The following is a 22590-nucleotide window of genomic DNA, read 5'->3' on the forward strand; positions in this document are numbered from 1 at the left end:
GATGGGCAGGGAAGCAAACAATCCGAATTGGAATCAAACAAGATGAACAATAAGAAAAGCTTACTGGCCGGCCTGATTGGACTGGCACTGCTGGCTGGCTGCAGTCAGGCACCGCAAGACTCCCCCAAACACTCCGGGCTGGCGCTGGCCAATATGGACCCCCAGGTCAAACCCGGCGATGACTTCTTCCGCTACGTCAATGGCAAGTGGCTCGCCACCGCCAAGATCCCCGACGATCGCCCCGCCGATGGCGCCTTCTACATGCTGCGGGACAAATCCCTCGCCGATGTGCGGGTGCTGGTCGAGGGGCTGGCCAAGCAGGAGGCCGCCACCGGCACGCCGACCCAGCAGATCCGCGATCTCTACGCCAGCTATCTGGATCAGGCAGGCCGTGACGCCAAGGGGCTCACCCCGCTGGCGCCGGCGCTGGCCGATATCGACCGGATCGGTGATCAGGCAGCACTGGCCCGTGCCTTTGCCCAGTCGGGCCGCATGGGCGGCGGCGCGCCGTTTGGCATCTGGATCGACGCCGATGCCAAGTCCCCCGACCGCTATGCGGTCTACCTCTATCAAGGTGGACTGGGGCTGCCGGATCGGGACTACTACCTCAAGCAGGATATCGAGAGTCAGGCCCTGCGCCAGAAGTACCAGCAGCATATCGCCGCCATGCTGAGCCGCCTCGGGGAATCTGACCCGAGCGGCAAGGCCAAACGGATTCTGGCCCTCGAAACCCGGCTCGCCACCATCCAGTGGGACAACGTCGCCCTGCGAGATCGGGAGAAGAACTACAACAAGCGCCCCGCCAGCGAACTGGCACGGCTCGCCCCCCACCTCGACTGGCAGGCCTATCTGAACGCCGCGGGCATTGCTTCCCAGCCGGAGCTCATTATCGGTCAGCCGACCTATCTGAGCGCGCTGGATCAGGTGATGGCCCAGACCCCCATCGCCGACTGGCAGGCCTACCTCAAGTGGCAACTGCTGACCGACTACGCCCCCTATCTCGACAGCGAGACCGACCGCGCCAACTTCGCCTTCTACGGCACCACATTGAGCGGCACGCCCAAGCAGCGCGCCAGCTGGGAGCGGGCGCTCGGGGTGCTGAACGATCATCTGGGTGAAGCGGTCGGCCAGCTCTATGTGGCCCGCTACTTCCCGCCAGCGGCCAAGGAGCGGATGGAGCAGCTGGTGGAGAACCTGCGCACCGCCTACGGCCAGAGCATCAAGGAGCTCGACTGGATGTCGCCCGAGACCAAGGCGCAGGCCCTCGAGAAGCTGGCCAAGTTCCGCCCCAAGATCGGCTACCCCGACAAGTGGAAGGATTACAGCGCCATCGCCATCAAACCGGATGATCTGGTGGGCAACCTGCAACGCTCGCAAGCCTTTGAATATGCAGACAGTCTGGCGCGCCTCGGCAAGCCGGTCGACCGGGACGAGTGGCACATGTCGCCGCAAACAGTGAACGCCTACTACAACCCGAGCAACAACGAGATCGTCTTCCCTGCGGCCATTTTGCAGCCCCCCTTCTTCGACATGACGGCGGATGACGCTGTCAACTACGGCGCCATCGGCGGGGTGATCGGCCACGAGATGGGCCACGGTTTTGATGATCAGGGGGCCAAATCCGACGGCGACGGCATGATGCGCGACTGGTGGACACCGCAAGATCTCAAGGAGTTCCGCTTCCGCACCAGCCGTCTGGTGGCCCAGTACAACCGCTTCGAGCCCATCAACGGCCAGTTCGTCAACGGCCAGTTTACCCTGGGGGAGAACATCGGTGATCTCGGTGGTCTCACCATCGCCCACAAGGCCTACGAGCTGTCGCTGGATGGCAAGGAGGCACCGGTGCTGGACGGCTTCACCGGCGAACAGCGCTTCTTCCTCGGCTGGGCGCAGGTGTGGAAGGGGATGTATCGCCCCGAGCTGATGCAGATGCTGCTGCGCTCCGACCCCCACTCGCCCCCCGAGTACCGGGTCAACGGCGTGGTGCCGAACATTCCCGCCTTCTACGAGGCATTCAACATCCAGCCGGGGGACAAGCTCTATCTGCCACCCCAGAAGCGGGTGAAGATCTGGTAACAGCATCAGGGCGGGCTCCCCGGGAGCCCGCCCTCAACAGACAGCAAGAGGTTGCAAGATGAACAGAGCATTGATCATGGCAGGGCTGCTGGCCCTGCCGCTGGCGGCGCAAGCACAAGCCGAAGAGGGATTTAACAAGCAACTGACCCTGCCCTCCGGGCAGGTGATCCGGGTGGCGCAGGGGGTCGGTGAACCTGCCTCCATCGGCAGCTATGACGTGCGACTCTATTCGGGTCAGAACGCCCAGTTTCCACTGGATGAGTTTCAGGATGGCAAGGTGATGGCTCGCAACGGCTTTATCCGGGAGCTGAAACTGGTCGATTTGAATGGCGACAAGCAGCCCGAGCTGGTGGTCATCATCGAGAGCGCCGGCAGCGGCAGCTATCAGGATGCCGATGCCTACACCGTCAGCCCGCAAGGGGAGCTGGAGATCTTCAATCAGGTCAAGGAGCTGGAGCCCAAAGAGGATGTGGTCAAGGCGCTCAAAAGCCCGCAAGACTAAGCCCTCTCCCCGAATCTGAAATATAAAAAGCCCTGATGATCAGGGCTTTGTTGTTTCTGCTGTTGGTACAAACAGCTCAGAGGCGGGTCGCCCGGATGGAGACCTGCGGCAGCGCCATCTCGTGCTGGGCAGCAACCAGTTGCAGCTCGTAGGCCCCCGCCAGCCAGGTCCGGGCCAGTACCGCATCCACGCTGGCGTTGGTAAGTTCGAACGCCGCTACCGGGGTACAACCGGCCAGCAGATTGGCCAGCATGGTGGCGCTCAGCAGATCCCCCACCCCGATGGGATGGCGGGCAAAAGGGTAGAGCGGGCGGGAAAGATGAAAGGTTCCCTCCTCGCACACCAGCAGCATCTCGAAGCGGTCCATGGCAAAACCGGCCTTGCCCAGATGCTTGACCATCACCAGCTTGACCCCTTGCGCGCGCAGCTGCTGGCACGCCTCGATGGCCTCCGGCACATTGCGGATATCGCGGCCGGTGAGCTGTTCCAGCTCCAGCAGATTGGGGGCCAGCATATCGGCGCAGGCCAGTGCCCGGTTTTTCAGAAAATCGGCGACGCCGGGTGCCACTATGCAGCCCTTGTCGGGGTGACCCATCACGGGGTCACAAAAGTAGAGGGCGGCCGGATTGATCGCCTTGAGCCGAGCCACCGCCGCCAGGATCTCCTCCCCCTGTTCGGCCGAGCCGAGGTAGCCGCTCAGCAGCGCATCGCACTCGGCCAGCACACCGATCTCCGCCAGGCCGTTTACCAGCTGACGGATATGGCCGCCGGGCATCACCATCCCCTGCCAGCCTTCACGGTATTGGGTGTGGTTGGAGAACTGCACCGTGTTCATCGGCCACACCTCGATCCCGAGGCGACGCATGGGAAAAACGGCGGCGCTGTTGCCGGCACAGCCAAAGACTACGTGGGATTGAATGGAGAGCACTCGCTTCATGGTTGGCGACTCACGCAATAAGAACAGGAATTCCGGAGGGAAAAACGGGCCTTGCGGCCCGTTGTTGTCACTTTCGACTGTTGTCACTGTCGATTAACGCAGCACCTTGACGGTGTAGCTGCCATCGGCCTGACGATAGAGGCCGTGGATGTCGGTCTCGAAGCCCGGGTAGTGGGCGCCGATCTCGCACAGCATCTCGAGGAACTCGAGCACCGGCAGAGAATCCTGGGTCACCATCTCGCCCGGCAGTACCAGCGGTACTCCCGGCGGGTACGGCAGGATCATGTTGGCGCTGATGCGGTCAACCATGTCACGCAACGGCACCTCTTCCAGATTGCCCGCCAGCTCTTGCTGCCATGCAGCATGCGGGGTCATCTTCATCTCCGGCAGCACGTCGAACGCCTTGAACATCAGCTCCGGCAGACGGTATTTGCAGGTCAGATCGTGGATGCTCTGGGCCAGCTCCTGAATGCGCATCCCTTCGTAGAAGCTAGGGTCTTCACGATAGAGGCTCGGCAGTATGTTCTTGATGGTCAGGTTCAGATCGTAACCACGCTTGAACTCGGTCAGGGCGCGCAGCAGCTGCATCGCCTTGGACTGATCGATACCGATGGAGAAAAGGAACAGCATGTTGTAAGGACCGGTCTTCTCGACCACGATGCCGCGCTCGTCCAGGAACTTGGAGACCAGTGAAGCAGGAATACCCTTCTCCAGCAGCTTGCCATCACGACCCATGCCCGGGGTTAGCAGGGTGACCTTGATCGGATCCAGGTACATGTGGTTGTCATCGATGTCCTTGAAACCGTGCCAGTCATCTTTCGGATCCAGCTTCCAACACTCGACGGTGTCGATGTTGTCCGGCTGCCATACGTCGAAGAACCAGCCTTCGCTCTGATCACGCAGACGCTTGATCTCTTTGCGGAAGGAGATGGCGCGATCGATGGAGTCCTTGATCAGACGCTTGCCGGTGTTGCCACGCATCATGGCAGCGGAGATCTCGGTCGATGCCACGATGCCGTACTGCGGCGAGGTAGATGTGTGCATCATGAAGGCTTCGTTGAAGGTCTCTTCCTCCACGTCACCCTTGATGTGGATCATCGAGGCCTGGGAGAAGGCCGCCAGCAGCTTGTGGGTGGACTGGGTTTCATAGAACACCTTGCCCGGCATCGCTTCGCCGCTCATGCCGCACTTGCCTTCGTAGATCGGGCTGAAGTTGGTGTAAGGCACCCAGGCACTGTCGAAGTGGATGTAAGGAGTATCCAGCGCTTCCTTGATGAAGCCGGTGTTGTAGAGCAGGCCATCATAGGTGGAGTTGGTGACGACGGCGTAACGGGGAGCCTGGGCACCCGGCGTCGCAGCGACTTTGGCAGCGATGGTGTCGCGGCTGAATTCGCTCTGCGGGATACCGCCCAGAATGCCGTAGGCGTTACGGGTCGGACGAAAGTAGATCGGGGTCACGTCGTTCATCATCATCAGGTGAGTGAGCGACTTGTGGCAGTTGCGGTCAACCAGCACAGTGCTGCCAGCCGGCGCGGAGAACATGCCGACGATCTTGTTGGCAGTGGAGGTGCCGTTGGTGACGATATAGGAGCGATCGGCGTTGAAGGTACGGGCGATGTACTCTTCGGCTTCCTTGTGCGGACCGGAGTGATCCAGCAGGGAGCCCAGCTCCGGCATGGAGATGGAGACGTCAGCCTTGAACGCGTTCGGGCCGTAGAAGTCATAGAAGATGCTGCCGGCCGGGCTCATCTGGAAGGCGGTACCGCCCATGTGACCCGGAGTACAGAAAGTGTATTTACCCTCTTCCACGTACTTGAACAGTGCCTTGGTGAACGGCGGCAGGATGGCGTCCTGATACTCCTGAGTGGCTTGACCCATCTTGAGGGCGATGTCATCGGCCATGCCGAGACGGTACTCGAAGAAGTGCACGTTCAGACGCAGGTCGGTCAGGTGAATATCGAGGGTGGACTGGTCGTTGGCGAAGGCGAAGATCGGCAGCTTCTCGTTGCGATCGTGGATCTCCTTGCACAGGCCCAGAGAGTATTTGTCCCAGTCGAAGATGGCGCCGCAAACACGGGGGTTCTTCTCAATCAGTTTCAGCAGGTCGGCGACGTCGACCGGATAAACAACCTCGAAACCCTTGCGCTCGAGGGAGGCTTGCAGCTGGCGAATGGGTTCTTCTTTAAAGAAAACGCCGAGGTGGTTGAGGATGGCAATGATATTCATCGTAATGCTCCACACGTAAAGGGGCGCTCTCCATCAGGGATGGTGAGTGAAGAGCGCTCGGAAGATAAAAGGGGAAATCAGTTGCTGGGTTGTTCGTTCAGCAGGGCATCGTGCTGACGCAGACCCAGTTTTTTGGCGTAGAACATCAGGATGATGAGCGACACCACGAAGGTAGCTGTGAGGTTGGAACCCTTGGCACCCATCAGGGCTACCAGACAGAAGACGCAGGCCACACCGGAGAAGATCATCGCGCCGATGCTGCGGGAGGTCATGCCCTCGAAGCGGATCAGGTTAATGCTGGAGTAGAAGTAGGGCAGCATGGTCAGCAGCACAGCATCTGTGGTCAGCACGTTGAAGAGATCGGCAGCATGAGCGGACTGGGAGGTGAAGGCGGTCAGGCCAACCATCAGGGCAGTCATCTTCAGGGAGCCCAGGATCAGACCCTTCTTGGCTACGCCGTTCTTGTCCACTTCGCCATAGATTTTCGGGAAGTTGCCGTCATTGGCGGCACGCTTGCCCGCCTCGCCCACCAGCATCATCCAGGAGCCCAGCGAGGTGAAGCAGGCCAGGGCGGTGAAGGCAGAGACAAACGGTGCAGACCAGCTACCGAAGATGGCGGAAGAGGCCATGGCAAACGGGGCGCCGGAGGCTGCCACTTCACCGGCCGGGAACATGCCGCTGATCACCTGGGTAGAGAGGATGTAGATAACACCGGCAATACCGGTACCCAGCATGGTAGCGAGCGGTACGGTGCGCTTGGGGTTCTTCACCATGCCGGAAGAGACGGCGGCAGATTCAACACCGACGAAGGACCAGAGGCAGATCAGCACGGCGCTGATGACCGCATGCAGGTCGCTACCGCTGGTGGTGTTCCAGTTCTGGCTGTAAACAGTGGCATCAAAATGACCCCAGCCCATCACCGCAGTACCGACAACCGGCAGCAGGATCAGCACCAGACCCAGAGTACAGAGTCGGCTCACCCAGCTACCGCCAAGCAGGTTGACGAAGGTGAAGATCCAGACGGCAGCGATGGTGGCTGCGGCGGCCGGAATGGGGCTGTTGAGAATGGGGAAGAAGACCGAGAGGTAGGAGACGCCGGTAATGGCGATGGCCAGGTTACCGATCCAGTTGGCATGGTAATAAAGCACACCGGTCTGGAAACCGAACACCGGAGAGATCTCGCCAGCGTAAGCAATGGGGCCACCCTCTTGCGGGTTCTTGGTAGCAAGGCGGGCGAAGACAAAGGCGAGGCCCATGGCGCCTACCAGACAGATTGCCCAGCTAAAGACAGAGATGGAGCCGATGGTGGCCAGTGCCGAAGGCAGCAGTGCGATACCGCTCCCCATCATGTTGCCGGCCACCACACCTGTACAGGCGATAAGGCCAATCTTCTTGCTCGTATCTAGGGACATAAGATCTCCGGTTCTATAAAAGGTCGGGTCGTCACATACACATTTGGCGGAACGCCCCGCCAAAGAATGGGCACAGACTAGGCCTCTCATCCCCGGAAAACATAAAGACCAGCTAACGGATAAAAATATGAGGCAACTTTTTTCGCCGCCTCGTCACTTTTGATAAAAACCATTTAAAAACAGTAAATTGACATCACATCACACAGCCTTCTTGATAAAACCTTGATATCCGGCCAACCCGTTTTTGTCCCTTGATAACTCCCTTATCTCGCCGTCTTGATATTTTTGGTCAGATAAACCCGGGATAAAGCAGCGCCCATTGCGCCCCCCTGCCCTTGCGGCCATTTGGAAGCCCTGCTGATCATCACCCTGAGTGGACACTCACCTCCTGTTCGCCCCTCAGCTCGGCTCATCACAATCCAAACTCAGAGGTAAAGCGCAACGGCGATAACCGGTAAGCAATGAGAAATGGGTCGAGACAGACAGCTTATCCCGCCGCCAACAACGAGCAGATGTCACAAGCTGCGCGCGGCGTGAAGCCGAACAAACGCGAGTGCAGCGAATGCCGCGGGCAAGACAAAGGCAAGTGGGGATAGTGGGGAGCGGCGGGGGATAAATCGGGCCACACCAGAGCAACTATCCCCGGTGACAAACAAGCAGGATTGAAACAAGCAGAAACAGCACAGGCCGCCCGAAGGCAGCCTGTGGATGGGGTCGGCAACCGCACCGACCGGGGGAAAACCAACACTACGGAGTTAGAAGAGCTTCACCTTGCTCTGGCCCAGCGCATTGAACAGGGCCGGGGTGAGGCTCTCCATATTGCTGTAGAAACCGAGCTGCTGGCAGAGCAGATAGGTCTGCTCGGTCGCCTCCATCAGGAAGGCCTGACTGTAGGCATCACCCGCCGCCTCGGGGCGACCGTCCAGCTCCGCCAGCTTGCCCTGCAGTATGTAATAGAGCACAGAGCGGCCGCGACTCGCCGCCTTCTCCAGCAGATAGTTGGCCTGCTGTTGCTGGCCGTTGAGGATCGCCTGCAGGGTCAACGCCTCCCACACCCGAGCAGGGAGAGCGCCGCTGTTTTGCACCACGCGGGCGAGATGGGTGCCAATCTCCTGCAGCCGCTCGCTCTCGGATTTGCCCGCAAGGGTGGCCAGCGCCTCGCCTGCCAGATAGCGCTCCGCCAGCAGCAGCGGCTGATCCGGATGGACAATCAGCGCCTGCTCCAGCAGATCAATCCCACGCTTGAGGGCGACCGGATCCCGGCTGTTGATGTAGTACTGCGCCTCCATCATCGCCATCAGGGAGGCATCATCGGTCGGCCAGCCCATCCCCGGCTCGGCATCGGGTTGGTCGAGGGCGCGCAGCAGATCCTGGCTGCTGGCCTGCAACACACCGTGCACACTGTGGCGACTGAGCTGGTACTGATGGCTGAACAGCACCCGGTTGGTATTGATATTGCGATACTCCAGATCGAGATAGGTGCCACGGGGCTGGCGGGTGACCCGCACACTCAGCTCCTTGCCGGGCATGATGCCCCCCATCAGAGTGGTGGCGCCGTACTGCACCCGCAGCGGCGTAGCCACGGCCACCTCCCCCATCAGGGCGCGGGTAATGCCATCGGCGAGGCGCACGTTCTCGTTGTTGTCATCCATGCCGGAGTGAAAGCGGAACACCAGCAGATTGGGATCCAGCATGGCATGCACCTGGGGGCTGGTGTGCTGGTAGCTGAGCATGCTGACAATGGCGATCAGCACGATGGCAACGAAGATATCGAAACTCACCATCTTCCAGCGGCTGCGAGCATCCTTGGCATGGGTGGAGATGGCGCGGGTCAGGGGCCCGGCGGGAAAAGGGGCGACATTGGGCTGTGCATCATCATCCTGCTCAGCCGCGGGCGGGCTCAGATCGGAGAGCGTCGGGTTGTCGGAGAGAGCGGTATTGACCGCGGGCACGGGTTGCTCGTCCGCCATCACCACGGAAACCACCTGCAGCGGCCGCACCGGTGCCACCAGCTTGTAGCCGCGCTTGGGTACGGTGACGATATAGTCGGTCGCATCGGTGCGACCATCTTTGAGGATCTTGCGCAGTTCGAAGATGGACTGGGTCACAACCTGATCGGTCACCTCGGCGCCATCCCACACCTCGTTGATCAGGGCATCGCGGCCAAACACGGTGCCGGCATTATGGGCCAGAAACCGCAACAGGTTGACCAGTCTGGGTTCGAGGTAGACCTCGCGGTCGGGGCGACACAGCATGTTGTCGTCAACGCTCAGGGTCCAGTCGTGGATCTCAAAAACCGATTCGCTCATGATTCACTCGCTGCAGATGGTGACAATGCACGATGAGAGAGACGCAAAACCCGGGCTGACTGAACGGAACAAGGCGCTATCACCACAGGTGACAGATAAAAAGAGAACCGAAGCAATCACATCTCTGAGAGTCAGTCTGGCCAGGCCATCCTGTTTACGTCTGAAGGGCATCCTTGCGGGCATTCCGACCACCGGGATCGGAAGGGATCACTTTAAGCAAAACGGGAGCTGGATCCCACTTTTTTTGGCTATAAATCGCCGTTGAGTTGATCCGACACCGCACTTTTCGGCAAATAGCGTGCCAACTAGTATTCATATGAACATCACATATACCGGAATCAAAAAGCCCTGAACATCAGGGCTTTCTCATTTCTTCGACTATCGGGGAGACGTTACTTCGCCAGCGGGAGCGCATCCTGCTGACGACTGCGGCGCAGATGACGCCGCCACAACGAGAAGCTGCCGTAGCCAAGACTGAGCACCACCGCATAGAGGACCTGAGTGGCGAGCGCCACCAGCACCAGGGCGCAGAGCAGCACGCTTATCCCTGCCAGCCCCTTGCCCACCCCGCCGAGCAGGCGCCAGCCCGCCGCCATGCAGAGCAGGTAGACCAGCACGAAGTTACCGTTGGCGTAGCGGATCAGCTCATCGAGGGGCAGTCGCAACCAGATGATAAGGGTGATGCAGAGCAGGCAGATAAGCAGTACCAGACCGAGCGCCCGCAGCGGCGCACCCCGAGCGGTAAGCACCGCCAGCGAGGGGGGCAGCTTGCCTTCACGCGCCATGCTCCAGATAAGCCTCGCAAAGCCCTGAATGTAGATGTTGATGCTGGCAAAGCAGGAGAGGTAGCCAAGCACCGCCACCAGCCACTTGGCGGTGGGGCCTAACAGCAGGGAGAGCAGGGCCGGAATGGCGGTGGCGTTGGTCGCCTCATCGCCGTAGAGGCCGTATTTGAGCACCACCAGCGAGTGGATCCAGTAGATAAGCCCCGCCAGCAGCACCCCGCCGAGCAGGGCGATGGGGTAGTCCCGCTCCGGCCGCTTGAACTCCTCCCCCATGTGGGCGAAGGCTTCCAGCCCGACGAAACACCAGAACATCACCGCCAGCGCGGTGGCCATAGGGGGCCACTCATCCGCGCTCGGCAGCGGCCGGGCCGCATCGCGCCAGCTCACCTCTCCCTTGAACCAGATCAGCAGGGTGAGCCCCAGAATAGCCAGAGCTATCAACAGTTGCAGGTTGCCGGAGGAGCGCGCCCCGCGCAGCCCCAGCAGGAATACCCCGAGCAGGGTCAGCAGCTGGATGGCCCAGAGGGTCCACTCCCCCATCTCGAACAGGGCGTGCCAGAAACCGGCGGCAATCATCAGGGCTGCGGGCAGCCCCACCGGCAGCACAGCCAGGAAGAGGAAGGCGGAGAAACGCTCGGCGCCGTTGCCAAAGGCGAGGCCAATCAGGTGCGGCGCGCCGCCCGCATGGGGATAGCGACGACCGAGGCGAGCGAAGGTAAAGGCGATGGGCAGCACCAGCGCAATCAGCAGCAACCAGGCCCAGAGCGAGGCCCCCCCCGCCAGCGAGGCGGCAGTCGCCGGTACCACGAAGATCCCGGTGCCAAGCAGCGAGGTGGCGAGCAGCCCCATCCCCTGCCAGAGCCCGAGATCCTTTTTCAACCCAGACATATCCTTTTGTCCCGACTAGAAAAACATCCCGCCATGTTAGGCCTGCTCCGCCCCTTTGTTAAGCACGATGGTTAATCGCGGCTGCGAGAATATGCAGCCTTTTATTCGGGCTCGGGCCCAGCTTGCAGGGATTCGGCCAGAAAATCCCCCAACAGGGTGATCTTGAGTACCTGCCGCCGCGCCGCCGGATAGATGAAGTAGAGGGTCTTGGCCGGGCTCTGATAGTGGCCAAGCAGCGGCAGCAGACGCCCCGCAGCGATATGGTCACGCACCTGTTCGGCCGGCTGCAAGGTGATGCCAGCCCCCGAGAGCGCCGCCGTCAACAAGGCTGGCCAGTGATTGATGCGCAGGCGCGAGGCGACCCGCACCTCCTCGCTCTGGCCATCCTCACCGACAAACTGCCAGCGCTCGTGCTCGCCCCAGTTGCCGTGCAGACACTGGTGGCGAGCGAGATCGGCCGGATGACGGGGCACGCCGTGGCGATTGAGGTAGTCGGGGGCCGCGCAGAGGCGGTAGTGCTGGGTCAGCAGCGGACGGGCGATCAGCGCCTCATCCTGCGGGCGCAGGGTGCGGATGGCGGCGTCGAACCCCTCCTCCACCAGATCGACCCAGCGCGGGGTGAGCTGCAGATCCAGATCCAGCTTGGGGTAGCGGTCGAGAAAAGCGGGCAGCAGCGGCACCAGCCGGTGGTGGCCAAAGCTGAGGGGAGCGGCGATGCGCAGCCGTCCGGCCGGCTCGGCCAGCAGGTTCTGGGTGAGCGACTCGGTCAGTGCCAGCTCCTCCAGCACCCGCTGGCAGCGAGCCAAAAACAGCTGGCCCAGCTCGGTGAGAGTCTGCTGGCGGGTGGTCTTGTGAAACAGCTTGCCCCCCAGCCACTGCTCCAGCCCCAGCACATGCTTGCCCACCATCTGGGCGCTGATCCCCTCTTCGCTCGCCACCGCGCTGTAGGAGCCGAGATCCACTACCCGGGTGAAGATTCGCATGCTGGTCAATCGGTCCACAACCCCTCCTTTTTGCCCGTTTCAAGGCCGTTTGTCCCGCGACAGGGCCCCTATTCACAACCAAAAGTTTAGTAAGAAATGGATTTTAGCCAATTTATTCAACTTTTAGTTACCAATACAGTGATGCCGTCCCTCCCCCACAGGATAAATTCCCATGAAAAGCACCTATCTGGCCGCATTACTGGTCGGTCTGCTGGCCAGCGGCGCCAGTCAGGCTGCCGAGAGCAGCTTTATCAGCAACCACGATCATGCCCCTGCCTCAGCAACTCAAGCCCGGCCCGATATCTTTCGGGTCAGCCTGCTCGGCACCGGCACTCCGGTACCCCAGATCAGTCGTGGCGGTTACAGCACTCTGGTCGAGGCGGGCAACCAGAAGCTGGTGTTCGATTTTGGCCGCAACTCCGCCACTCGCCTGTGGCAGCTGCATATCCCCATCGGCCGGGTCAACGCCTTCTTCCTCACCCACTTTCACTCCGACCACACCAACGGGCTGGCGGATCTCTGGCTGACCGGCTGGCTGCAACCGGCCTATGGCCAGCGCCACGCGCCGATGGAACTCTACGGCCCCAAAGGCACCACAGCTCTCGCCCGTGGCTTGCAGCAGGCCTACGCCACCGACATCGCCACCCGGGTCAAGGATGAGGGTACGCCGCTGGATGGGGTGGAGATCAACAGCCACGAGGTTACCGCCGGGGTGGTCTACAACCATGACGGGGTCAAGGTAACCGCCTTTGACAACGACCACGGGGTCAACATCAAGCCGTCATTCGGCTATCGCATCGACTATCACGGCCATAGCGTGGTGCTCTCCGGCGATACCCGCTACAGCCCCGAAGTGGTGAAGCAGGCCAAAGGGGCCGATCTGCTGGTGCACTGCGTCTCCATGACCTCTGCCGAGCAGATGAAGGCCAACCCCGGCTACAAGGCGATCGCCGGTCACCTCGCCTCCCCTGAGCAGGCGGCCCGGGTAATGAACGAAGCCAAACCGGCGCTGACCGTGTTCAGCCATATCGGCCTCAACGGCAAGATCAGGGTCAAAGATCTGGCGCAGGATCTGCGCGCCCGCTACTCGGGCCCCTTTGTCATCGGCAACGACCTGATGCAGATTGATCTGCCTACCACGGCCTCCGGCAAGGGCTATGCCCTCTGGCAGTCGGAAAATATCGACAATGCCCAATCCTGAATCCCGGCCATAAAAAAGCCGCCTCTTGCGAGGCGGCTTCTTCATTCAACTTGGTAACCGGAGTTATCAGGCAATCAGCTTGTAGATGATACCGGACATGGCGATCAGGCCGATGATGGTCACGAAGCCGTTGCTGATGTTGCCAGCGTATTTGCGCATGGCCGGAACCTTGGTGATGGCGTACATCGGCATCAGGAACAGCAGCATTGCGATGATCGGGCCACCCAGGTCTTCAATCATGCCGAGGATGCTCGGGTTGATGGTAGCGATGGCCCAGGTGGTCAGGATCATGAACACGGCAGTGACTTTGTTCAGTTGCTTGGTGTCAACGTTCTTGCCCTTCTCGCGCAGCGCCTTGGCCATCAGGCCGTTCATGCCCTCTTGCGCCCCCAGGTAGTGACCCAGGAAGGATTTGCTGATGGCAACCATGGCGATCAGCGGAGCCACAGTACCGATAACCGGGTTATCGAAGTGGTTGGCCAGGTAGGACAGGATGGAGATGTTCTGTTCTTTGGCAGCAGCCAGGTCAGCCGGAGAGAGGCTCAGTACGCAGCTGAATACGAAGAACATAACGGTCATCACCATCATGACGTGGGCGCCCAGCAGGATGTTGCTGCACTTCTTCTCGGCACCTTCACCGTAACGACCTTTGTTGTCCACCGCGAAGGAGGAGATGATCGGGGAGTGGTTGAAGGAGAACACCATTACCGGGATAGCCAGCCACAGGGTCTTGATGAAGTCACCGTTGAAGGCGTCGGACAGGGCCGGAGCTTCAGTGATGATGGCACCGTTCCAGTGCGGGATCAGGTAGAACGCCAGACCCATCAGGGTGAGCACGAACGGGAATACCAGCACGCTCATCGCTTTGACGATAACCTGGCCGCCCAGACGAACAACCGCCATCAGACCGAGGATCAGGGCCAGTGACAGAACGGCACGGGGAGGTGCAGACATGCCCAGCTGGTGAACAATCACGCTCTCGACGGTGTTGGTGATGGCGACTGAATACATCAGCACGATCGGGTAGATGGCAAAGAAGTAGAGCAGGGTGATGAATTTGCCTGCGGTCTTGCCGAAGTGCTCTTCTACTACTTCAGTGATGTCGCCATCACGGGTAGAGCCGGACAGCACGAAGCGGGTCAGACCACGGTGAGCAAAGAAAGTCAGCGGCAGCGCCAGAATCAACATGGCAACCAGCGGCCACAGGCCACCTACACCGGCGTTGATTGGCAGGAAGAGCACACCGGCACCGATCGCGGTACCGTACAGACCCAGCATCCAGACCACATCGGCCTTGTTGACGCCGCGGGAGGTGTTGCTGGCTAAACGACCATCAGCTGCAATATTCATGTCAGACATACGTTGTTCCTGTCATCTAGGAAAATGGGATTCTTGTTTGGTCGGGCCTTGGCCCGGTTCCATCTCCCTGGAACGCCTGCTGTCCGTCCTTGATATTAACCTCTCGCCCCCCGGCAACCTGGCCATCACTCCTTGTGACAACAGGATTGCAACAAACAACAGTGCGAGATTTTGACCCTGAGGGTCGGCGCCCGTCTCACTTAACAACCGATTAACGTGCGCCACTCTTGATGGGCTGACTTTAATTAAATGCCCTTATTAATCACAGCGTTTTTTTGAATTAATCAACCAAAGTTTGATTTTGGTCGCCTTTCGGACGACCAAGATCACACTCAAAGCGCCTTATTGTGAGTTTTTTTTAACAATTCAACTTAGTTTCACTGGAATCAATGGCCTGCGAGCAGCTACATATTTGCAACAAGCCACCCGTTTAGCGCGGATTGTGTGCAGCACGGCCTTGGCGTACCCTTGTGACTCACGCCTTTTTGTTGATTGATGATGACCATTACCCGTACCGATCTCGCCGAACTGGCGGTGTTTGCCGCCGTCGCCCGTCACCGCAGTTTCAGCAAGGCCGCCCTCGAACTCGGGGTCTCCGCCTCCGCCCTCAGTCATAGCCTGAAGGGGCTGGAAGCCCGTCTGGGAGTACGGCTGCTCAACCGCAGCACCCGCGCCGTGGTACCGACCGAAGCGGGCCAGCGGCTGCTCAAGCAGCTGCTCCCCACCCTCAATACCTTGGAAGAGGCGCTTTGCGAGCTGGCCCGCAACAGCGATGAGCCGGTGGGAAGGCTCAAGCTCTGTGCCCCCCGCGGCGCCATCGACAGCCTGCTGGCACCTGTGCTGATCGACTATCTGGCCCGTTATCCGCGGATGCAGGTGGAGGTGGTGGAGCAGGAGCTGATGCCCCGGCTGATTGAAGATGGTTACGATGCCGCACTCTTTTATGGCGATCTGCTGCCCAAGGAGATGATCGGCATCCCCCTCGGCCCGCCCCAGCGCTATCTGGTGGTGGGCTCCCCGGCCTATCTGGCGGAGCACGGTACGCCGGAGCACCCGAGCGAGCTGAGCCGCCACGCCTGCATCGGCTATCGCCTCACCCCGCACCATCACTATCGCTGGGCCTTTGCCGCCGATGGCACCATGCTGGAGATCGAAGTGACCGGGCCGCTCACTACCAGCACCCCAGCCCTCTATCTGGGCGCCGCCGAGGCGGGGCTGGGGCTCGCCTACTGTCTGGAAGAGGAGGTGAGCCAGAAGGTCGCGGAGGGGAAACTGCTCACCGTGCTGGAGCCCTGGTGCCCCACCTTTGCCGGCTTCTACCTCTTCTATCCCAGTCGGCATCAGCTGGGCAGCGGGCTGCGCATCCTGATCGACATGCTCAAGGCTCACTACCAAAACCCCGGATTAGTGAGTAATACTCAGCAATTCATCAAGTGAAACCCTGATTATCACCAAATAAGTATTAATCTAGACTAGCTGTTCGATAATCGAACTCCCCGAGAGAACAGATATGTCTGCCTATTTAACACTGCGGCAACGGGCCATGACCCGTCGCTTCTGGGCTTACGCCCTCCCCTCCATTCTTGCCATGCTGGTCTCGGGGGCCTACTACCTCATCGACGGCATCTTCGTCGGCCACTATGTCGGTGCCGCTGGCCTCGCCGGAATCAACCTGGTCTATCCGGTCATCATGGTGCTGATCGGTCTGGCCGCCATGATCAGCATGGGGGCCGCCACCGCCATCTCCTTCCAGCAAGGTGCGAAAAACGACACGCTGGCCCGTCAGGCGCTGGTCAACGCCCTCTGGCTGCTGGCCGGTCTCGGGGTAGTTGCGCCGGTGCTGCTCTATTACACCCACACCGATATCCTGCTGGGACTGGGGATTGAACAGGGCACCGAGACCTGGAAACAGGCGAGTGACTACCTCACCTGGATTGGCGGCGGTACCCTGCTGCTGGCCAGCAATCTGGCGGTCCCCTATCTGCTGCGCAACGATGGTCGCCCGAAACTGGCCATGGTGCTGGTGAGCAGCGGCGCCGTGCTCAATATCATCCTCAACTACATCATGGTGGGTCGGCTGGGGCTGGGACTGATCGGGACCGCGCAAGCCACCCTGATGGCAGAGGGTGCGGTGAGCCTGATCGGCCTAGGCTACTTCTTTACCCCCTGGGCGCGGCTTCGCCTCAGCTGGCGGGATCTGGTGCCCAACCTCCCCGCCATGCCGCACCTGCTCTTTACCGGTCTGCCGAGCCTGATTGCCCAGTTCAACCTCGGCCTGCTGCTGATGCTGCACAACAGCCAGCTGATGGTGTACGGCAATGTGAAGGATCTGGCGGGCTTTACCGTGGCCGGTTACACCGAAGCTGTCTTTATCGTCATCCTGCAGGGGCTCGCCTTCGGCATTCAGCCGCTCATCAGCAAGGCGGCAGGGGCCAAGCGCCACCGCAACCTCAAGTACCTGATGGAGATGGGGCTCAAGTTCACCTTTATCTACGGCATGCTGGTGTGGCTCACCATCCAGCTGCTGCCGGGACAGGTCGCCATGCTCTATACCGGCGACAAGGATCCCGAACTGCTGGCCGCTGCCATCAGCAGCCTGACCCTCAACCTCGGCGCCATTCCGCTGGAGGGGATCATCATGTTCGGCATAGTGCTGCTGCAATCCATGGCGCGTACCCGTCAGGCGCTGGTCATCTCCATCGCCAAAACCGTGTTGCTGCTGCCGCTCATCTTCCTGCTGCCACAACTGTGGGGTCGTGATGGGGTGCTGATGGCCCAGCCCGCGACCGTGCTGCTGCTCACCCTGCCGCTCTGCTGGCTGCTGTGGCGCGAGTGGCTGCGCCTGAAGATGGCCTGCGCGCCAAAAAACAAGCGTCGCCCGCAACCGGCCCGCGCACGCGCCGCCGTCCAGCTGGCCCGTTAAGACCACCCATCCCGCAAAACAATAAAAAACCGGCATCCCCTGATGCCGGTTTCTGCTATATGGGCGGGTCTGCCTGCCCTTACTCGAGGATTCAGGCCAGCACTGCTGCCCACACTATGCCAATACTTCTGGCCTGAGCTGGGCCATCAGCCCCGGGTTGTCGGAGTAATCCACCGGAATGGCCACCACAGCAGGCCCCTCCACCGCCAGCGCGGCCCGCAGGGTGGCGCGCAGCTCGTCGGCCGAGCGCACCGCAAACCCGGCCGCCCCGAACGATTCGGCATAGCGTTTGAAGTCGATGGGGCCAAAAGAGACGCCTGAGGTGCGGCAATACTTCTGCTGCTCCTGCATCGCGACCATGTTGTAACCGTTATCGACCCAGATGATGTGAACGATATTGCTCTTGAGCCTCACCGCCGTCTCCAGCTCCATGCTCGACTGCATAAAGCTGCCATCCCCCGATACCGAGATCACCTTCTCCCCCGGCCGCACCAGCGCCGCACCGATAGCCCACGGCAGTGCCACCCCCATGGTCTGCTGACCATTGGAGATCAACAACTGACGAGCGCGGAAGCTGTAGAGGTAGCGGGCAATCCAGATATGGAAGCTGCCCATGTCGACGCAGAGGGTCATGTCGTCGCGCACCAGATCCTGCAGCTCGCGCACGATACGCAAGGGGTGAACCGGATTGCCGTGCAGATCGTCGGCCCGCATCGCCAGTCGCAACCGCTGCTGGCGAACCCCTTGCAGCAGCCGAGCCACCTCGGGGGGACGGATTTTCGGATTGCCCATGATGCGGGTCAGCTGCAACAGGTTGGCGCGGATCGACCCCACCAGCTCGGCGGTCGGGCAGTAGCTGCTGTCGATATCGGCAGGCAGCACATCGATATGGAGGATGCGCCGCTCCCGATCGCCATTCCACAGCACGGGGTCGTACTCGATGGGGCTGTAGCCGATGCAGATCACCAGATCGGCCCCTGCCAGCAGCTGATCCCCCGGCTGGTTGTTAAAGAGCCCCACCCGTCCGGCAAAGTCATCGAAGTGGCAGCTGTCCACCACCCCGGCGGCCTGATAGGTACCGGTCACCGGCAGCCGCGCCTTGTCGAGGAAGGCACGCACTGCCTCGGCATTTTCCGGCCGGCTCGCCATCAGGCCGAGCAGTACCACCGGATTCTCGGCGTTGCGCAGCAGGGTCAATGCCTGCTCCATATTCTGCTCATCGGCGCAGCCCGGCTCCGGCACTTCCCGAGGCACCAGCACATTGCCCTGCACCGGCTTGTTGATGATGTCCATCGGCAGGCTGACAAACGCCGCCCCCGGCCGTCCCAGCTCGGCGGCGCGAAAGGCGTTGGCCATCACTTCCGAGATCGCCGCCCCGCTGTTGACCTGGGCGCTGAACTTGGTGACCGGACGGCAGAGGTTGACCGTATCCATGCTCTGATGAGTGAGCTTGAGGCCATCGGCACGGCGCACCGCACCGCCCAGCGCCACCATGGGGTCCCCCTCCGAGGTGGCAGTCGCCAACCCGGTAATAAGGTTGGAGCAGCCGGGGCCCGAGGTGACCAGCGCCACCCCCGCCTTGCCGGTGAGGCGCCCCACGGCGGCCGCCATAAAGGCGGCGTTCGCCTCGTGGCGCACCACTATGGTCTCGATGGGAGAGTCCTCCAGCGCATCGAACACCCGGTCAATCTTGGCACCGGGAATACCGAACACCTGCTTGACCCCTTGCGCCTCCAGATGACGAACAACCAGCTCGGCACCGCACTTCCACTGTCTGTTTTCCATGATATTGCTCCTTGTCTATCAGCCTTCGGCGGCCTGAATGGCGCGATCGAGATCGGCGGGGTTGAGGTCGGCCTGCCGGAAAGCGGGATCCGATGGCAGGGCCAGATTGAGGTGACGCACCACAGAAAGTCGCAGGGTGCCGTGGGCCATGGTGTAGTCGAGCAGATGACCGCCCCCCTTGCGATCGGCGGTGATCATGTGCTCGTGAAAGCCCGCTACATTAACTCCCTGCACGAACGGCGGGCAGCGAAAGCCCACCAGGGTTCCCGCCACCGCGGCAAAGCGGAACAGCGGCTGCTGTTCGATGGCTTCCAGCATGGGACGATAAGGGGGCTCCTGACGCGGCACGGTTCGTACCTTGGCCGTTTCAAACTGGCCGTCGAGGCGCAGGGCGACGAAGACGTTGTCGGATCCCACCAGCCGATCCACCCACTGGTGGATCTCGTCACGGCTGAGGGGGTGATCGAAGCGACGCTCCAGACAGGGGCGAAAATGGGTCATCACCGCAAAGGGGGTCTTCTGATCGGCGCGGGCGGGCCGGGCCGAGCCATCGGAGCGCAACTGGTGGATCTGGCGCTCGAAGGCGATCAGCTCGCCATCGAGGTGATTGAAGGTGCCGAGGCCAAAGTCGCCGTGGCGCAGCAGCTCGCTCATGGTGGTCTCCCCTTCGTAGACCCCCGCCAGCAGGGCGCTCATCAGGGAACTCTGGTAGATCTCGCCACCGTCATGCTGCCTGCGCCAGCGGGAAAACTGCTGGCTCACTTCGAGGGCACAGCTGCACCCGGCACTGTCAGATGTTGCAATATGTTCCATTCGGGTTTCACCTCCACCGTGAATCCTGTTAGCGTTCGGATCCAATGGTGACTTGGTTCACATTTCAACACCAATACGCTGATCCCATGACTTTGAGACTCAATCGATATGGAACTTCGTACGCTCCGCTACTTCATGGCCGTTGTTGAAAAGCAGAATTTCACCCGCGCAGCCGAATCACTCAACATGGCCCAGCCGCCGCTGAGCCAGCAGATCCGCAAGCTGGAGGAGACCCTGGGCACCCCGCTGCTGCGCCGTTTGACCCGCAGTGTCGAGCTGACCGAGGCGGGCGAGAGCCTCTATCGGGATGCGGCGCAGATCCTGGCGCTGGCCGATGCGGCAAAACTGAAGGTAAAGCGGATTGCCCGGGGCGAGCAGGGGGCACTGCGGATCGGCTTTGCCGGGTCCACCGTGCTCCACCCCGCGGTGCTGACCCTGCTGCACGACTATCGGGAGCGCTACCCCGAGGTGGCCCTCAGCCCGCAGGAGGGCACCATGCCGGCATTGGTGGAGGCGCTACGCAACGATCGGCTGGATGCGGCCATCTTGCGGCTCCCCTGCCGCGGTAGCGAGGGCTTTGCCCACCACCTTATCGAGCAGGAGCCGCTGCTGATCGCCCTGCCGACCAGCCATCCCAAGGCCAAGCCGGGCCCCTTGCCACTGGCCAGCCTGAAGGACGAGAGTTTTATTCTGTTTCCCCACGCCATCGGGCCCGGGCTCTATGACGGCATCGTGGGTCTCTGCCGGGAGGCGGGGTTCGAGCCTATATTGGGGCCCGAATGCCCGCAGGTGATCTCTACCGTCGGCATGGTGCAGGCGGGCTTTGGCGTGACTCTGGTGCCCAGCTCGGTGGCGGCGCTGCGCCCGCTCGGGGTCAGTTATCACCCCATTGAGGGCAACGGCATGATGACCAGCATCAGTCTGGCAACACGGCCACACCCAAGCAGTGCCGTGCTGCGGCACTTTATCGCCCAGATCCGTGCCGCCCAGATACAACAAGGCCTCCAGAAGGAGGCCCTGTTGAACAAGCTTGAACCGGTTTGATGGCCAGCTTGCCTGATGCGACGGCTTATTTGACGGTACTGCTTATTTGACAGTCACGCGGGCAAACTTGCGCTTGCCGACCTGATAGACGGCGGTACCGGCACCGATGAGTGCCTTGCCATCTTCCAGCTTCTCGCCATCAACCTTGACCGCACCCTGCTTGATCATCCGCAGCGCTTCGGAGGTGGTGGCCACCAGATCGGCCTCTTTCAGCAGGTTGGCAATGGCCAGACCTTCGCCTTCCAGAGCCAGCTCGACTTCCGGCATTTCGTCCGGAATGGCGTTCTTGGAGAAACGCTGGGTGAAATCTTCGTGGGCCGCTTCGGCCGCCGCTTCGTCGTGATAACGGGCGATGATCTCTTTGGCCAGCCAGATCTTCACGTCGCGCGGGTTGAGAGTACCGGCAGCGATGCCTGCCTTGAACTCTTCAATTTCGGCCAGCGGACGGAAGGAGAGCAGCTCGTAGTAGTTCCACATCAGATCGTCGGTGATGGACATGATCTTGCCGAACATCTCGCCCGGAGCGTCGTGAACGCCGATGTAGTTGCCTGCGGATTTGGACATCTTCTTGACGCCATCCAGACCCACCAGCAGCGGCATCATCAGCACGCACTGGGTCGCCATGCCGGCATCTTTTTGCAGCTCGCGGCCCATCAGCAGGTTGAACTTCTGGTCGGTACCACCCAGCTCAACGTCCGCCTTCAGCGCGACCGAGTCATAGCCTTGCAGCAGCGGATAGAGGAATTCGTGAATCGCGATGGATTGGCCGCCGGTGTAGCGCTTTTTGAAGTCGTCGCGCTCCATCATGCGGGCCACGGTCTGCTTGGCCGCCAGCTTGATCATGCCGGTCGCACCCAGCTCGCTCAGCCAGGTCGAGTTGTACTCGATGCGGGTCTTGGCCGGGTCGAGGATCTTGAACGCCTGCTCGGCATAGGTGAGGGCGTTGTGCTTGATGGCCTCTTCGGAGAGCGGCGGACGGGTGGCGTTCTTGCCGGAGGGGTCACCCACCATGGCAGTGAAGTCACCGATCAGCAGGATCACTTCATGGCCCAGATCCTGGAAGGTCTTCAGCTTGTTGAGGATCACGGTATGACCCAGGTGAATGTCGGGGGCGGTCGGGTCCATGCCCAACTTGATGCGCAGCGGGCGCCCTTCCTTCAACTTGGCGACAAGTTCTTCTTCAACCAGAATTTCTTCCGCTCCGCGCTTGATCTCGGCTAGCGCCACCTCGAGCTGGGACATTTTTTGACTCTCCATCACGATTCCACAGGGCCAAACATATTACTGGAATGGCGGGCCAATTGGAAAGGCTGTAAAATCCGTCCATTCTGCCCGACTTCATCTGCT

At 60.9% G+C, this 22590-nt stretch carries 16 protein-coding genes; 6 read left to right on the top strand and 10 right to left on the bottom strand.

The features are described from left to right. The first annotated feature begins 42 nt into the window (after window positions 1–42). Both G5380_RS09260 and G5380_RS09265 read left to right on the top strand, forming a co-directional pair. Complete coding sequence (locus G5380_RS09260) at window positions 43–2076, top strand: M13 family metallopeptidase (RefSeq protein ID WP_421208776.1); 2034 nt, start codon at window positions 43–45, stop codon at window positions 2074–2076. A gap of 58 nt (window positions 2077–2134) precedes the next feature. Continuing rightward, the gene (locus G5380_RS09265) at window positions 2135–2578 is read left to right on the top strand and encodes a PliI family lysozyme inhibitor of I-type lysozyme (RefSeq protein ID WP_421208777.1); all 444 of its coding nucleotides are present in this window, start codon (window positions 2135–2137) and stop codon (window positions 2576–2578) included. A gap of 76 nt (window positions 2579–2654) precedes the next feature. Here the strand turns inward: G5380_RS09265 and pdxY are convergent, their stop codons facing one another. The 6 genes from pdxY to G5380_RS09295 all read right to left on the bottom strand — a co-directional run bounded on the left by pdxY (window position 2655) and on the right by G5380_RS09295 (window position 12136). Further along, window positions 2655–3515, bottom strand: coding sequence for a pyridoxal kinase PdxY (gene pdxY, locus G5380_RS09270; RefSeq protein WP_047435702.1), 861 nt, complete (start codon window positions 3513–3515; stop codon window positions 2655–2657). A gap of 93 nt (window positions 3516–3608) precedes the next feature. Beyond that, entirely contained in the window at window positions 3609–5741 is a 2133-nt protein-coding gene (locus G5380_RS09275; RefSeq protein ID WP_150997088.1) for a lysine decarboxylase CadA, read from the bottom strand. A gap of 77 nt (window positions 5742–5818) precedes the next feature. Continuing rightward, window positions 5819–7153, bottom strand: coding sequence for a cadaverine/lysine antiporter (gene cadB, locus G5380_RS09280; protein WP_100646560.1), 1335 nt, complete (start codon window positions 7151–7153; stop codon window positions 5819–5821). 755 nt (window positions 7154–7908) lie between these two features. Further along, on the bottom strand, window positions 7909–9462 hold the full coding sequence (cadC, locus tag G5380_RS09285) for a lysine decarboxylation/transport transcriptional activator CadC (protein WP_216949495.1): 1554 nt from the start codon (window positions 9460–9462) through the stop codon (window positions 7909–7911). A 392-nt stretch (window positions 9463–9854) separates the two neighbouring features. After that, window positions 9855–11135 (bottom strand): L-methionine/branched-chain amino acid transporter, encoded by a 1281-nt coding sequence (gene yjeH, locus G5380_RS09290; protein ID WP_216949496.1) that lies wholly within the window; start codon window positions 11133–11135, stop codon window positions 9855–9857. A 101-nt stretch (window positions 11136–11236) separates the two neighbouring features. After that, window positions 11237–12136 (bottom strand): LysR family transcriptional regulator, encoded by a 900-nt coding sequence (locus G5380_RS09295; protein ID WP_216949497.1) that lies wholly within the window; start codon window positions 12134–12136, stop codon window positions 11237–11239. Window positions 12137–12290: 154 nt separating this feature from the next. Between G5380_RS09295 and G5380_RS09300 the strand changes: the two genes are divergently transcribed. After that, window positions 12291–13319: an MBL fold metallo-hydrolase gene (locus tag G5380_RS09300; RefSeq protein ID WP_216949498.1), complete on the top strand. Its 1029-nt coding sequence runs from the start codon at window positions 12291–12293 to the stop codon at window positions 13317–13319. Between the two features lie 66 nt (window positions 13320–13385). On the opposite strand, the gene G5380_RS09305 is transcribed toward G5380_RS09300, so the two are convergent. After that, complete coding sequence (locus G5380_RS09305) at window positions 13386–14678, bottom strand: HAAAP family serine/threonine permease (protein WP_005338498.1); 1293 nt, start codon at window positions 14676–14678, stop codon at window positions 13386–13388. Between the two features lie 498 nt (window positions 14679–15176). On the opposite strand from G5380_RS09305, the gene G5380_RS09310 reads away from it, so the two are divergent. Both G5380_RS09310 and G5380_RS09315 read left to right on the top strand, forming a co-directional pair. Continuing rightward, window positions 15177–16115, top strand: a complete 939-nt coding sequence (locus G5380_RS09310) for a LysR family transcriptional regulator (RefSeq protein WP_042055187.1) — start codon at window positions 15177–15179, stop codon at window positions 16113–16115. A 73-nt stretch (window positions 16116–16188) separates the two neighbouring features. Then, window positions 16189–17601: an MATE family efflux transporter gene (locus tag G5380_RS09315; protein WP_136501483.1), complete on the top strand. Its 1413-nt coding sequence runs from the start codon at window positions 16189–16191 to the stop codon at window positions 17599–17601. 114 nt (window positions 17602–17715) lie between these two features. Here the strand turns inward: G5380_RS09315 and alsS are convergent, their stop codons facing one another. Together alsS and budA are read right to left on the bottom strand one after the other, a co-directional pair. Beyond that, window positions 17716–19386 carry an acetolactate synthase AlsS gene (gene alsS, locus G5380_RS09320; RefSeq protein WP_421352679.1) on the bottom strand — a complete coding sequence of 557 codons (1671 nt, stop codon included), beginning with the start codon at window positions 19384–19386 and terminating at the stop codon, window positions 17716–17718. Between the two features lie 18 nt (window positions 19387–19404). After that, window positions 19405–20199 (bottom strand): acetolactate decarboxylase, encoded by a 795-nt coding sequence (budA, locus tag G5380_RS09325; protein ID WP_005338506.1) that lies wholly within the window; start codon window positions 20197–20199, stop codon window positions 19405–19407. 108 nt (window positions 20200–20307) lie between these two features. Here budA and G5380_RS09330 point away from each other — a divergent pair, with 108 nt between their 5' ends. Further along, complete coding sequence (locus G5380_RS09330; protein ID WP_421205194.1) at window positions 20308–21243, top strand: LysR family transcriptional regulator; 936 nt, start codon at window positions 20308–20310, stop codon at window positions 21241–21243. 42 nt (window positions 21244–21285) lie between these two features. On the opposite strand, the gene tyrS is transcribed toward G5380_RS09330, so the two are convergent. Next, a complete protein-coding gene (tyrS, locus tag G5380_RS09335) occupies window positions 21286–22485 on the bottom strand; it encodes a tyrosine--tRNA ligase (protein ID WP_019445249.1) in 1200 nt (399 codons plus the stop codon). Window positions 22486–22590: the final 105 nt, after the last annotated feature.

Source organism: Aeromonas sp. 604443, assembly GCF_049170315.1.
GTDB classification, from domain to species: domain Bacteria; phylum Pseudomonadota; class Gammaproteobacteria; order Enterobacterales; family Aeromonadaceae; genus Aeromonas; species Aeromonas veronii_A.

Excerpts from the sequence above, each read along its gene's own strand:
- G5380_RS09260 (WP_421208776.1), top strand. The coding sequence starts at position 43 with ATGAACAATAAGAAAAGCTTACTGGCCGGCCTGATTGGACTGGCACTG.
- G5380_RS09265 (WP_421208777.1), top strand. The coding sequence starts at position 2,135 with ATGAACAGAGCATTGATCATGGCAGGGCTGCTGGCCCTGCCGCTGGCG.
- pdxY (WP_047435702.1), bottom strand. The coding sequence starts at position 3,515 with ATGAAGCGAGTGCTCTCCATTCAATCCCACGTAGTCTTTGGCTGTGCC.
- G5380_RS09275 (WP_150997088.1), bottom strand. The coding sequence starts at position 5,741 with ATGAATATCATTGCCATCCTCAACCACCTCGGCGTTTTCTTTAAAGAA.
- cadB (WP_100646560.1), bottom strand. The coding sequence starts at position 7,153 with ATGTCCCTAGATACGAGCAAGAAGATTGGCCTTATCGCCTGTACAGGT.
- cadC (WP_216949495.1), bottom strand. The coding sequence starts at position 9,462 with ATGAGCGAATCGGTTTTTGAGATCCACGACTGGACCCTGAGCGTTGAC.
- yjeH (WP_216949496.1), bottom strand. The coding sequence starts at position 11,135 with ATGTCTGGGTTGAAAAAGGATCTCGGGCTCTGGCAGGGGATGGGGCTG.
- G5380_RS09300 (WP_216949498.1), top strand. The coding sequence starts at position 12,291 with ATGAAAAGCACCTATCTGGCCGCATTACTGGTCGGTCTGCTGGCCAGC.
- G5380_RS09305 (WP_005338498.1), bottom strand. The coding sequence starts at position 14,678 with ATGTCTGACATGAATATTGCAGCTGATGGTCGTTTAGCCAGCAACACC.
- G5380_RS09310 (WP_042055187.1), top strand. The coding sequence starts at position 15,177 with ATGACCATTACCCGTACCGATCTCGCCGAACTGGCGGTGTTTGCCGCC.
- G5380_RS09315 (WP_136501483.1), top strand. The coding sequence starts at position 16,189 with ATGTCTGCCTATTTAACACTGCGGCAACGGGCCATGACCCGTCGCTTC.
- alsS (WP_421352679.1), bottom strand. The coding sequence starts at position 19,386 with ATGGAAAACAGACAGTGGAAGTGCGGTGCCGAGCTGGTTGTTCGTCAT.
- budA (WP_005338506.1), bottom strand. The coding sequence starts at position 20,199 with ATGGAACATATTGCAACATCTGACAGTGCCGGGTGCAGCTGTGCCCTC.
- G5380_RS09330 (WP_421205194.1), top strand. The coding sequence starts at position 20,308 with ATGGAACTTCGTACGCTCCGCTACTTCATGGCCGTTGTTGAAAAGCAG.
- tyrS (WP_019445249.1), bottom strand. The coding sequence starts at position 22,485 with ATGTCCCAGCTCGAGGTGGCGCTAGCCGAGATCAAGCGCGGAGCGGAA.